Consider the following 11654-nt stretch of genomic DNA (forward strand, 5'->3'; position numbering starts at 1 on the left):
TGGTCAGCTGAGGCGAAGTTCCCGATCGCAGGCTGAAACCACCGACGGGTCGTGCGTGATCACCAGGACCGCGCGCCCCGTCGAGGCCTCCCACACATCGGCCATCAGCGCCTCCGCCGTCGCCTGGTCCAGGTGCTCCGTCGGCTCGTCCAGGATCCACAGGTCCCGATCCGCCACCAGCAGCCGCGCCAACGCCAGCCGACGACGTTCACCACCCGACAGGCTCGCCCCGTCCTCGCCCACCAGACGCTCCGGCTCCAACGGCAACCCCGCCCGCGCCAGGGCCCGGCTGATCTCCTCGTTCGAGGCGTCCTTGTCGCCGATCCGCACGTTCTCCGCCACCGACGTGGCGAAGATGTGCGCATCCTGGGCCAGGTACCCGACGCGCCCGCCACGCTCCACCACACCGGAGCGCGGCGGGATCAGCCCCATCGCCGTGGCCGCCACCGTCGTCTTGCCGACCCCGGAGGCCCCCGTCAACGCCACCCGCTCACCCGGGGCGACCCCCAGGTCCAGCCCCTCCTGCACCACCGGGCCACCCGGCCAACCAGCGTTCACCCCGCTCAGCCGCAGCCCCGGAGCCGCCTCACCATCAGGCACCACGTCCCCGGTGCCGACCGGATCGGCCTCCAGCACCTCAGCCACCCGACCCAGCGCGGACCGTGCCCGGGTCCACGTCTGCGCCGCCGACGCGAACGTCGCCAGCACCTCGTGCAGGGCCAGAGGGGTCAGTGCCAGCACCGCGAGGAACGTCGGATGCATGGCCCCGGAGACGACGGCGGGTGCCCCGATGGCCAACCCCGCCACCACGGCGACCCCGGCGGCCACCACCTGCACCGCCCCTGCCACGCCACGGACCCACGCCCCACGCGACTCCTGCTCCCGCAACTCGGCATCGAGCCCCAGCAGACGCTCCAACGCCGGGGCCTCGGCCCCATGGGCCACCAGGTCCGGGGCCGTCCGGGCCACCTCCCGCACCGCGTCCGAGAGCCTGCCCCGGGTCGGCACGGCAGCCGCATCGACGGCGAGACTCGCCCGCTGCGCCCACCACGGCACCACCACCCCCGCCAGCAGGGCCGTCACCAGCAGCACCGCACCCGCCCCGGGCGAGATCACCGCGACCCCGGCCGAGGTCACCGTCACCACCAGCAGCGCCGACGAGAACGGGATCAGCACCCGCACCAGCACATCCGTGACCGCCTCGGTGTCCGCCATCACCCGGGACAACAGGTCCCCGCGCCTCGCCCCGATCAACGTGGTCCGCGCCAGGGCGTCGTAGGTGCGCACCCGCAGCGCCGACTGCATCCGAAGCGCCACGTCATGACCCACCAGCCGCTCCAGGTAGCGGAACACACCGCGTGAGATGGCGAAGGTCCGCACCCCCACCGCCGGGGCCTGCAGGTACAGCACCGGCGGCATCAGGGCCGCAAAACTGATCAACCATGCCGACAACCCCATCAGGGCCACCGACGAGAACGAGGCGAGGAAGGCCAGCAGCACCGCAGCCGCCAGCCGCAGCCGGCCCCGCGGCACCTCCGCCAACAGCGCGGTCACCAACCCCTTCACAGCTGCACCACCTCATCGGCGGCCGCCAACACTGCAGGGCGGTGCGTCACCACCAGGGCCCCCGCGCCCGAGTCCCGCACCGCGCGGATCACCGCCTCCTCCGTCGCAGCATCCAGACCCGCCGTCGGCTCATCGAGCACCAGGAGTCGCGCCCTCGAACCGTGGATCCGAAGCAACGCCCGCGCCACCGCGACCCGCCGTCGCTCACCCGCCGACAACCCCTCACCGTCATCACCCACATCCTTCGAGGCCGGGAAATCCGCCCCCGCCTCACGCAACGCCCGGTCAACCTGCTCATCCGTGGCCCCGGGATGACCGAGCCGCACGTTGTCCCCGACGGTGCCCGCCACCATCCCGGGGTCCTGTGGCACCCACGCCAGCCGTCGACGCCACGCCGCAGGGTCCAGCTCCGCCAGGTCCACACCGTCCACCAGGATCCGCCCGGAATCGGGGGTCTGGAAGCCCAGGACCAACCCCAACGCGGTGGACTTGCCGCACCCCGACGGCCCGGTCAGCGCCACCACCCGACCCTCCGGCACCGTCAGGGACAGCCCTGACACAGCGGGGGAGGCCGCATCCGGCCACGTGAACCCCACCGCGTCGAACCGCACCGACGTGCCCTCCGGCAGGTCGCGGGAGGGCGGGGCGGGATCATCGCCGATCAGGTCCAGCGCCGCCCGCGCCGCCGCCACCCCGTCGGCCGAGTCGTGGAAGTGGACCCCCACCTGACGCACCGGCAGGAACGCCTCCGGGGCCAGGATCAGGATGAACAGGGCCGCCTGGAACGGCATCTCCCCGAAGGCCAACCGGAACCCGACGGTCACCGCCACCACCGCCACCGACAACGACGCCAACAGCTCCAGGGCGAACGAGGACAGGAAGGAGATGTAGAGCACCCTCATCGTCTCCGAGCGGTACTGCTCCTCCGTGATCACCACGCCCTTGCGCTGCGCCCTGGCCCGGGCGAAGGCCTGCAGCGTCGGCAACCCCTGGATGAGGTCGGCGAAGTGGTTCGCCAGCTTGTCGGCCCGGGTGAAACTGCGCTTCGTCGCGGCCTGGGTGGTCCAGCCGATCAGGGCCATGAACACCGGGATCAACGGCAGGGTGAACGCGACGATCAACGCACTCGGCCAGTCCGCCCACAGGATCACCCCACCCACCAGGAACGGCACCGTCGCGGCCAGACCCAGCTGCGGCAGGTACTTCGAGAAGTACCCGTCCAACGCGTCCAACCCCGTCGTGACGATCCGCACCAGCGAGGCCGACGACGCCGTGGGGTGTCTCAGGTGCGCGGCCAGCACGTCGCGCCTGAGCTGCGACTTCACCGTCGCCGACGACCGGTGGGCCAGCACCGAGCTGAACCACCCCAACACCCCGCGCGCGGTGAACGCTCCCAGCAGCAGCACCAGTGTGAGCACCCAGTCCGGCGGCAGCGCCCGGTAGCTGAAGACCACTGTGACGGCGTGGGCCAGCAGCCACGCCTGCACGATCACGAACAACGCCGTCGCCACCCCGACGACGACCGAGGCGGCCAGGTGAGTCCTGGCCGCCCCGGCACGTTTCAGGAGCCTCGGCTCCACCGGTCCTGCCATGAGGTCAGGCTACCGGTCAGGTCAGACAATTCAGTACACGATCCCGTCGGGGATGTTCTTCGTGCTGACCCGGCGGCTGAACACCCAGTAGCTCCATGCCTGGTAGGCCAGCACGATGGGCAGGAAGATCACCGTCGCCCACGTCATCAGGGTCAAGGTGGTCTCCGATGCGGCCGCGGTGAGGATGTTCAACCGCTGGTCGGCGGCCACCGTGACGTCCTGGGTGAAGCCCAGGTTGCCGTAGAGCCGCACGAAGATGCCGGAGAACAGCGCCACGATGGACAGACCACCCAGCACGAAACCCCAGCCCTCCCGTGACCTGTGACCGGTCATGAACACCGACCCGGCCAGGGCCAGCACCGCGACCACGGCCAGCAGCCATCCGACGAGCGTGAAGTCACCGAACTCGCTGTTGGCGGGGTGGAAGGTCTGCTGGCAGAACACGAACAGCGCCATCAGCGCGACCGCGGCCCAGCCGACCCGACGGACGAAGGCCTCGGCCCGGTGCTGGATCCTGCCGCGGGTCTTCAGCCCGACGAAGGTGGCCCCGTGCACCAGGAACAGCACCACGAACAGCACCCCACCCAGCAGGGCGAACGGCCCGAACAGCCCGAAGAAGTCGCCGTTCCACAACAGGTTGTCGTTGGCCAGCCCGATCACGAAGTTCGCGAACCCGACCCCCAGCACCAGGGACGGCAGGAACGACCCGACGATCGCGAACCAGTCGAACATGCGGCGCCACTGCGCATCAGGGCTCTTCGAGCGGTACTCGAAGGCCACACCGCGCAGGATCAGTCCCACCAGGATCAACAGCAACGGCAGGTACAGCCCGGAGAACAACGACGCGTACCAGCCCGGGAACGCGGCGAAGGTGGCGCCACCGGCGGTGAGCAGCCACACCTCGTTGCCGTCCCAGTTCGGGCCGATCGTGTTGACCAGGACGCGACGCTCCTTGTCGTCGCGTCCCAGGATGGGCAGCAGCATCGCCACACCGAAGTCGAAGCCCTCCAGGAAGAAGAAGCCGATCCACAGCACGGCGATGAGCAGGAACCAGATGGTGTTCAGCAGCGGAACACCCGTGAGGGTCGTGGCGGTCTCGAGAAGGAACATGGGAACTGGCACCTCAGTAAGCGAACGACATCGGGGCGTCGGGGTCGGAGGTCACCTTCGGTTCGGTGACATCGGGCAGTCCCTTGACCGTGTAGTGCAGGAACAGTTTGACCTCGATCACCGCCAGCACACCGTAGAGCAGCGTGTAGACGATCAGGGAGAACAGCACCTCACCGACGCTCGCCGTCGGGGAGACGCCAGCCGAGGTCGGCATCACACCGGTCACCAGCCACGGCTGCCGTCCCATCTCGGTGAAGATCCAGCCGAACGAGATGGCGAACAGCGGCATCAGTGGCATCGCGGCCATGAGGGTGGTGAACAGCTTCGACGGCTTCGGGGAGCGACCGCCACGCAGCGCGAACAGCAGGTAGACACCGATCAGGAGCCCGGCTCCACCGAGCGCCATCATGGCGCGGAAGCTCCAGTAGGCGACGTTGACGTCCGGGATGGGGTCGAACTCCTTGCCCCGGGCCTCCAGGTCCGCGATGTAGGCCTTGACGTGCTCGGCGTACTGCTGCTGCAGCTGGGTCTGGTTGCCGTGGTAGTCGACGAAGCCCTGGTTCCGGTACTCCTCGCGGATCGTGTTGATGCCCTTGATCTCGGGAACCCCCGCGATGAACGACAGCACGCCGGGCACCGGGGCCTTGATCTCGACGGCGGCCTCGGTCTGGTCGGCGTTCGGGATGGTGAGCAGCGAGAAGTCGGCGGTGTCCTCGAAGGCACCCTCGGCGGCCGCCAGCTTGTACGGCTGCATGATGGTGATGGCCTTGGCCTGCGCGTCACCGGAGAAGAAGGTCAACCCGGAGGCGACGATCAGGACCCACGCCCCGAACTTCGCGGCCCAGCGGTAGGCCAGCACGTCGTCGGCGGGGACGTCGTCGTTGCCGTTGGCGCGGGCCAGGTGCCATCCGGCGATGCCGGCGATGAGGCCACCGGCCACCATGTAGGAGGCGGTGACGACGTGCGGGATCGCGGACCACAGCAGCGGGTTGGTGAGGATCTCCACGAATCCGCCCACGCCGTCGAGCTCGGCCCGTCCGAGGGCCTCGTTGTACTTCGCGCCGATCGGGTTCTGCATCCACGAGTTCGCGGCCAGGATGAACACCGACGAGATGACGGTCCCGATGGCGGCGGCGTAGATGCACAGCAGGTGGATCTTCTTCGGCAACCGGTCCCAGCCGAAGATCCACAGCCCGATGAAGGTGGACTCCAGGAAGAACGCGATGAGGGCCTCCAGGGCCAGGGGGGCACCGAAGATGTCGCCGACGAAGCGGGAGTACTCGGACCAGTTCATGCCGAACTGGAACTCCTGGACGATGCCGGTGACCACACCCAACGCGAAGTTGATGAGGAACAGCTTGCCGAAGAACTTGGTCAGCCGGAGGAAACGTTGCTGGCCGGTGCGTACCCAGATCGTCTGCATGACCGCCACCAGCATCGACATCGCGATGGTGATGGGCACGAAGAGGAAGTGGTAGACAGTTGTGACGCCGAACTGCCACCGGGCGATTGTGACCGGATCCATGCGCGAAAGCTACTACGGCTGTTCGTGCGACGCAAGATTCGGACTACATGTCCCCTACGCTCAGGCATAGAATGCCGCCCATGGCATCGAGGGGAGAGCTGGAGCACCGGGTGATGGTGCTGCTGTGGGGGGCGAAGCGGCCACTGTCCGTGGCGGATGTGCAGGAGATGCTCGCCCCGCAACGCGAGCTGGCGTACACGACGGTGATGACGGTGCTGGACCGGTTGGCGAAGAAGGGCCTGGCCAGTCGCCACCGCGTCGGGAGGAGCTGGAGGTACGAGGCGGCCGAGCCCCAGGCCGTCGTCCTGGCCAGGGAACTGGGGGAGGTCGTCGCAGGACTGCCGGAGCCCGTCCTGGCCGAGACCCTGAGACTGTTCAACGTGTCGCTGCAACGCCCCTGACGCGCGCCTCTCGCTCGCGTCGCCCCTGCACGTTATGTCATTTCAGTGAGTTTGCGGGCATGTTATGGACGAAATGCATGACTGATGCCCGAAATCCCTATCAATCCACAGCTTTCGTCCTCGATGACCGATGACAGATCCGCGTGCCCAGAGTGTAGGCATGAGGACCACACCACTTCCCCACACGCTCATGGAGCTCGCCACCCAGCAGGCCGGGGTGCTCACCGTCGCCCAGATCACCGCCAGTGGTCTCAGCCACGACGTCATCCGTCGGCTCCGCCGCAACGGCTGGCGTCGCCTCGGGCAGGGCATCGTCTGCGCCATCGAACCGACCTGGGAATCCGCGCTCTGGGCGGGACTGCTCAGGGGCGGCGACGGTGCGGTCGCAGGTGGTGAGGCGGCGCTGCGGCTGCACGGGATCACCCGCGGGGCACCCGCCCTGATCCCGATCTGGCTGCCCAGGGGCAGGGTGCGTCGGCACTTCTGGGTGGGGGAGCACTGGATCCAGTTCTGCCAGGGCAACCGCCCGGGGATGGGCAACCCACGACGCCTCCCGGTCCCCGAGGCGCTGGTGGACCACTCGCTGCGGGTCGGCCAGGACGAGACCGTCGCGGCGGTGACCCAGGCGCTCGCCCGGGGCCGTACGACCTCCCAGGCCGTCGTCGAGGCCTTCACCTCGGCGACGAGGGCTCACCACCGTGACACCGTCATGGACCTGGCCGGCCAGGCCGGTGGTGGGATCCACAGCATCCTGGAATGGCACTACTGGATGTGGGTGGAGCGGGCCCACCGGCTGCCGACCCTCACCCGACAGGACGCCCGGCTGCGCGGTGCCGTCTTCGACGGCAGCTATGCGGAGTACCGGCTGGTGATCGAACTGGATGGTCGGGAGTTCCACGACGACGACCGCGATCGTCGTCGCGACAACCGGACCGTGCTCCGTCTGGGCTGGGCAACGCTGCGCTACGGCTGGCGCGACGTGGTCCAGGAGCCGTGCCGTGTCGCCCGTGAGGTGGCTGATGCCCTGCGGCAGCGAGGCTGGCAGGGGGAGCCGAGGCCCTGCCACCGGTGTCGGAAATGATAGGGATTTCGGGCATCTGTCATGCGTTTCGTCCAGAACATGCCCGAAAACTCACTGAAATGACATAACGTGAGGGAGACGCACGCGTGGGACGGGGCTCAGGGCTGCGACGCGTTGGTGGAGACCCCCGGACGGCCCTCGTGGACGATCTTGCCCGGATTGAGGTGGCGTCCCGGATCCACGCCCTCGAACAGGGTGCGCTGGATGAACACCCCCGCCGGGGAGATGTCCTGCTCCATCCACGGCGAGTGCTCCTCACCGACACCGTGATGATGACTCACCGTGCCGTGGAAGTCCATGAACGACTGCTGGATCACCCGCTTGACGTGGTCGTAGCTGGCCATCGCGGTCTCGGAGTCGTCAGCGATCGCGAACGTGAAGTACTGGCAGGCCCCCGAGTGGTACGAGTGGGACAGGTGACAGAACACCGCACCCCGCTTACCGATCTCCGCCAGTGCCTCATGGACCCGGGCGACGGTGCGCTCATGGATCTCGGCGGCGTACCGCCACGGCGTCGTGGTCTCCGAGACGTCGCAGACCATGCCGTGGTCCAGCATGAAATCCCTGAGATAGGGGGTGTCGTACTTCTTCTGGTCGTACAACGTGCCCGGGCCCTTCCCGACCCCCATGCCGCCGTTGGCCCGCACGATCTTCCCGACCAGCCCCTTGACGTAGGTGACGTGGGCGCGCGACCCCTCGAAACCGATGAAGCTCATCGCGATCTGCTCCAGATCCCAACCCTTGGCCTCCATGAGCTTGCTGATGCCCTTGCTGAGCCACGACGACACCGTCGACGACTTCTTGCCGTTGGCCATGATGTACTGCGTCTCCACCGCGTCCGAGACCCTCGCCATCATGACGTTCGCATCGGAGGAGACGATCTGTTCGCACGCCTTCAACCCGTCCTCGTAGGTGGGGAAGAAGTACGCCTGGATCTCCCGCACCTCCGGGATGCGGTGCACGTTCACCCAGGCCGAGGTGATGATCCCCAAGCGGCCCTCCGAACCGATCACCATCTCCCTGACCGAGGGGCCCGACGACGTCGACGGCAACGGGCGGAGCTGCAGCACCTGACCCGGCATCACCATCGTCAGACCACGGCAGATGTCCGCGATGTCGCCGTACTTGTCGGACTGCATCCCCGACGAACGGGTCGCGATCCACCCGCCCAGCGTCGACCACACGAACGAGTCGGGATGGTGGCCCATCGTCCAGCCGCGCGCCTGCAGCTGCTCCTCCATGTCCGGCCCGAACACACCGGCCTGGATGTGGGCCAGACCCGACTGCTCGTCGATCTCCAGCACCCGGTTCAACCGCCCCATGTTCACCGAGACGACCTGCCGCTGCTCATCCGGCATCGCCTCCAGGGCCGCGACGATGTTCGAGCCACCACCGAACGGGATCACCACCGCATCGGCGTCGACGACCGCGTCGACGACCGCCGCGACCTCCTCGGTGCTGCCCGGGTAGACCACCACGTCCGGCAGCCTGCCGAAGTCGCCGGCACGCACCCGCATCAGGTCACGCACCCCCTTGCCGTAGCCGTGGACGACGCGGGTCTCGTCGTCGGTCTGCACGAAACCTGCCCCACAGATCTCCTCCAGCCGGGACCGCAGCTCGGCACCGAGCTGCGACGGTGGCACGTCGAGTTCGGCCAGGGCTGGGTGCGCCTTCGCGGGAGCGTTGACGTCGACCCCCGTCAGCTTCATCACGAAGGGGGCGAACTTCGGCTTGTCCGCGTGCTGGTAGGCGCGGCCCTCCTCACCCCAGCCCCACCACTTCTGCTGCTTGACGCCGTCGATCATCACTTCTCCTCAGGCTGGGGATCCTCGGGCAGTTCGGTTCGGTTCGCCGCCTCCAGTGCGGCGCTGCGTGCGTACTCCTCCAGGGTGCGGGCCCCGTAGGCGCGGGCCGTGCCGTCATGCAGCTCCAGCACGCGACGGCGCATCCGCTCGCTGAACTCGTGGGCGATCTCCCCGGGGTACGGGGTCATGGGATGGCCGATGATGACGTGCACGCTCGGGCGGCCCTTCGGCAGGCCCTTCTGGGAGCTGGGCCATGCGTCGTGGGCCCCGATCAGTGCGATCGGCACAGCGGGTACCTTCCGCGAGATGCACAACGAGGCGACCCCGTGCTTGAACGGCCCCATCGCCCCGGTGCGGGACCGGCTGCCCTCCGGGAAGATCAGCAGCGGCACGCCCTCGTCGAGCAGCGCTCCCGACAGGCCCCGCACGTTGCGTTTCCCGGGGCCGTCGTCCTTGCCGCGGTCGATGGGGTAGCCGTTGAAGAACAGGGTCATCGGCCCGGACTTCCACCACTTGTCGTAGAAGTAGTCCTGGGCGGCACCTGCAGCCAGGAACTTGGAGATCCGGCGCGGCAGTGCCCCGTAGATCAGGGGGGTGTCCAGGTGGGAGGAGTGGTTGGCGAAGACGACGCAGGCGCCCTGCAGGTCGTCGAGGTTCGACTGCCCGTGGACGTGGACCTTGAGCAGCCGCCACATGGTCGGTTTGAGCAGCAGCATCTGCGCGGCCTGCCGGGCGCTGGCGTTGAAACCGGAGGAGTACTTCCGGTGGTTCTTGGAACGGGCCATCTCAGCCCTTCTTCCGACTGGCGGAGAGCTTCCGGGAGAACCAGCGGATGAAGCCGCGCGGACCGTGGTCGGCGATGAACAGGGCGATCTTCCACTTCAACGTCGGCACGGACTCGACACGACCCTTCGCGGCGTCGGCGAGGCACTCCCTGACCAGTTGATCCACGTCGATCCACACGATGCCCGGCAGGTTGTGGGCCTTGATGCCTGCGCGCTGGTGGAACTCGGTGCGGACCCAGCCGGGCAGCAGGGCCGTGACGGTGACCCCCGTGCCGCTCAGCTCCAACGCCAGCCCGGTGGACCAGGTGCGGGCCCAGGCCTTGATGGCGGAGTAGTTGCCGGTGAAGATCGCTCCCGAGGTGGAGGCCACGTTGATGATCCGGCCCTGGCCGCGGGCCTTCATGGCCCGTCCGGCAGCCCCGCCGAGGATGAGCATCGCCAGACACATCACGTCCAGGGCACGTTCGTGGAGCTCCAGCTGCGAGGGGTCCAGCAGCGACGAGTGCAGACCGAACCCGGCGTTGTTGATGAACAGGTCGACGGGGTGCTCGGTGTCCTCGAGACGAGCCGCGACGGCGAGCACCTGGTCGCGGACCGAGAGGTCGGCCTGGAGCACCTCCACCTCGACGCCGTGGACCTGCTGGAACTCCGCCGCGATGGCGTCGAGCCGCTCGAGGTCCCGGGCCACGAGCACGAGGTCGTACCCCCGGGCGGCCAGTTCGCGGGCGAAGGCGTTGCCGATTCCGGCGGTCGCTCCGGTGATCAGTGCTCGTGCCATGGGGTCAACGGTATCCCCCTTGGTGGGCTGGAGGAAATGCCCATCGGCTCACTGGTGGGGAAGTGACAACTCATCGACCCGCTGCTTGTCGTCATCCCACCCCGATCGGGATGACGACACCTCAGCCCTGGTTCGCGACCCCGAACGGGATGTGGACGGCGGGTGTGCCCTTGAGGCCCTGGAGGTTGCGCTCCTGGTCATCGAAGAAGATGTGAGGACGCAGCACGTCGAGAACCCGTCCCTTGTCGCGGCCACCCAGGAAGAATGCCTCGTCGACCCGCAGACCCCAGGCCAGCAGGCTGTTCACGGCCCGCTCATGGGCGGGCGCGGAACGCGCCGTGACCAGCGCGATCCGCAGCAGGGGGGTGTGCCCCTCGAGCCCCGCCTCCGCAGCCTGGATCCGGTTGAGGCCCTGGAGGAACCCGGCGAGCGGCCCCTGGGGCAAGGGTTCGGTGGACATCGCCGTCTCGTGTGCGGTGAAACGGGTGAGGCCGTCCTCCTGGTAGATCCTCTCCGAGGAGTCATCGGCCAACACCCCGTCGAAGTCGAAGGCCACCCGTAGTTCCTCGCCGCCTTCGTCGTCGACCTGCCCCGCGACGACCCGGCCCGCTGGATGGCCCGCACGGAGGGCGGCGGTGACGTCATCGGCGTGCGAGGTCAGGAACAGCGACATCCCCAAGGAGGGCATGAACTCGAAGGAACTCCTGCCCTCCCGGAACAGGGCGCGGCTGATCGGCAGACCTGCGGTCTCGATGGAACGCATCACCCTCAATCCGGTCTCGGGGCTGTTCCGCGACATCACGATGACGTCCACCGCATCCTGGACCACACGGTTCAGCCCGAGCAACCGCCGGATGAAAGGCTGCGCGGATCCGGCCGGGAGCGGGTCGTCGAGATGTTCCCGCTGATGATGCCGGTACGCCTCCGGTCCTTCCTGCTGGAACACCGCGTCGGACTCGGAGAGGTCGAACAGCGCACTGCTCGCGACCCCCAGCGTCAACAGGGGCAAGA

10 protein-coding genes are annotated in these 11654 nt (G+C 68.2%); 2 read left to right on the plus strand and 8 right to left on the minus strand.

The annotated features are described in order from the left end of the window. Positions 1-3: 3 nt before the first annotated feature. From cydC to EII34_RS06495, 4 genes are read right to left on the minus strand one after another with little or no spacing between them, the layout of a single operon-like run. Positions 4-1566, minus strand: coding sequence for a thiol reductant ABC exporter subunit CydC (gene cydC, locus EII34_RS06480; protein WP_124844130.1), 1563 nt, complete (start codon positions 1564-1566; stop codon positions 4-6). Continuing rightward, a complete protein-coding gene (gene cydD, locus EII34_RS06485; protein ID WP_124844132.1) occupies positions 1563-3158 on the minus strand; it encodes a thiol reductant ABC exporter subunit CydD in 1596 nt (531 codons plus the stop codon). Before cydD ends, cydC begins: the two co-directional genes overlap by 4 nt. 30 nt (positions 3159-3188) lie before the next feature. Continuing rightward, the gene (gene cydB, locus EII34_RS06490; RefSeq protein WP_124844134.1) at positions 3189-4268 is read right to left on the minus strand and encodes a cytochrome d ubiquinol oxidase subunit II; all 1080 of its coding nucleotides are present in this window, start codon (positions 4266-4268) and stop codon (positions 3189-3191) included. 13 nt (positions 4269-4281) lie between these two features. Next, positions 4282-5793, minus strand: coding sequence for a cytochrome ubiquinol oxidase subunit I (locus EII34_RS06495; RefSeq protein ID WP_124844136.1), 1512 nt, complete (start codon positions 5791-5793; stop codon positions 4282-4284). 80 nt (positions 5794-5873) lie between these two features. Here EII34_RS06495 and EII34_RS06500 point away from each other — a divergent pair, with 80 nt between their 5' ends. Both EII34_RS06500 and EII34_RS06505 read left to right on the plus strand, forming a co-directional pair. Next, entirely contained in the window at positions 5874-6194 is a 321-nt protein-coding gene (locus EII34_RS06500) for a BlaI/MecI/CopY family transcriptional regulator (protein ID WP_260425065.1), read from the plus strand. A gap of 160 nt (positions 6195-6354) precedes the next feature. Then, positions 6355-7275: a DUF559 domain-containing protein gene (locus EII34_RS06505; RefSeq protein WP_124844140.1), complete on the plus strand. Its 921-nt coding sequence runs from the start codon at positions 6355-6357 to the stop codon at positions 7273-7275. 98 nt (positions 7276-7373) lie between these two features. On the opposite strand, the gene EII34_RS06510 is transcribed toward EII34_RS06505, so the two are convergent. From EII34_RS06510 to EII34_RS06525, 4 genes are all read right to left on the minus strand, one after another. After that, complete coding sequence (locus EII34_RS06510) at positions 7374-9080, minus strand: FAD-binding oxidoreductase (RefSeq protein ID WP_124844142.1); 1707 nt, start codon at positions 9078-9080, stop codon at positions 7374-7376. Then, on the minus strand, positions 9080-9865 hold the full coding sequence (locus EII34_RS06515; protein WP_124844144.1) for a lysophospholipid acyltransferase family protein: 786 nt from the start codon (positions 9863-9865) through the stop codon (positions 9080-9082). The genes EII34_RS06510 and EII34_RS06515 overlap by 1 nt, the downstream gene beginning before the upstream one ends. A 1-nt stretch (position 9866) precedes the next feature. Further along, on the minus strand, positions 9867-10643 hold the full coding sequence (locus EII34_RS06520) for an SDR family NAD(P)-dependent oxidoreductase (RefSeq protein ID WP_124844146.1): 777 nt from the start codon (positions 10641-10643) through the stop codon (positions 9867-9869). A 121-nt stretch (positions 10644-10764) separates the two neighbouring features. Further along, a complete protein-coding gene (locus EII34_RS06525; protein ID WP_260425066.1) occupies positions 10765-11643 on the minus strand; it encodes a 5'-nucleotidase in 879 nt (292 codons plus the stop codon). Between the last annotated feature and the right edge of the window lie 11 nt (positions 11644-11654).

It is taken from the genome of Arachnia propionica (assembly GCF_003859805.1).
In the GTDB taxonomy this organism is placed as follows: domain Bacteria; phylum Actinomycetota; class Actinomycetes; order Propionibacteriales; family Propionibacteriaceae; genus Arachnia; species Arachnia propionica_C.

What these genes read in the sequence shown, in the direction of transcription:
- cydD (WP_124844132.1), bottom strand. Translation starts at nt 3,158, where the DNA reads ATGGCAGGACCGGTGGAGCCGAGGCTCCTGAAACGTGCCGGGGCGGCC.
- cydB (WP_124844134.1), bottom strand. Translation starts at nt 4,268, where the DNA reads ATGTTCCTTCTCGAGACCGCCACGACCCTCACGGGTGTTCCGCTGCTG.
- EII34_RS06495 (WP_124844136.1), bottom strand. Translation starts at nt 5,793, where the DNA reads ATGGATCCGGTCACAATCGCCCGGTGGCAGTTCGGCGTCACAACTGTC.
- EII34_RS06500 (WP_260425065.1), top strand. Translation starts at nt 5,874, where the DNA reads ATGGCATCGAGGGGAGAGCTGGAGCACCGGGTGATGGTGCTGCTGTGG.
- EII34_RS06505 (WP_124844140.1), top strand. Translation starts at nt 6,355, where the DNA reads ATGAGGACCACACCACTTCCCCACACGCTCATGGAGCTCGCCACCCAG.
- EII34_RS06510 (WP_124844142.1), bottom strand. Translation starts at nt 9,080, where the DNA reads ATGATCGACGGCGTCAAGCAGCAGAAGTGGTGGGGCTGGGGTGAGGAG.
- EII34_RS06515 (WP_124844144.1), bottom strand. Translation starts at nt 9,865, where the DNA reads ATGGCCCGTTCCAAGAACCACCGGAAGTACTCCTCCGGTTTCAACGCC.
- EII34_RS06520 (WP_124844146.1), bottom strand. Translation starts at nt 10,643, where the DNA reads ATGGCACGAGCACTGATCACCGGAGCGACCGCCGGAATCGGCAACGCC.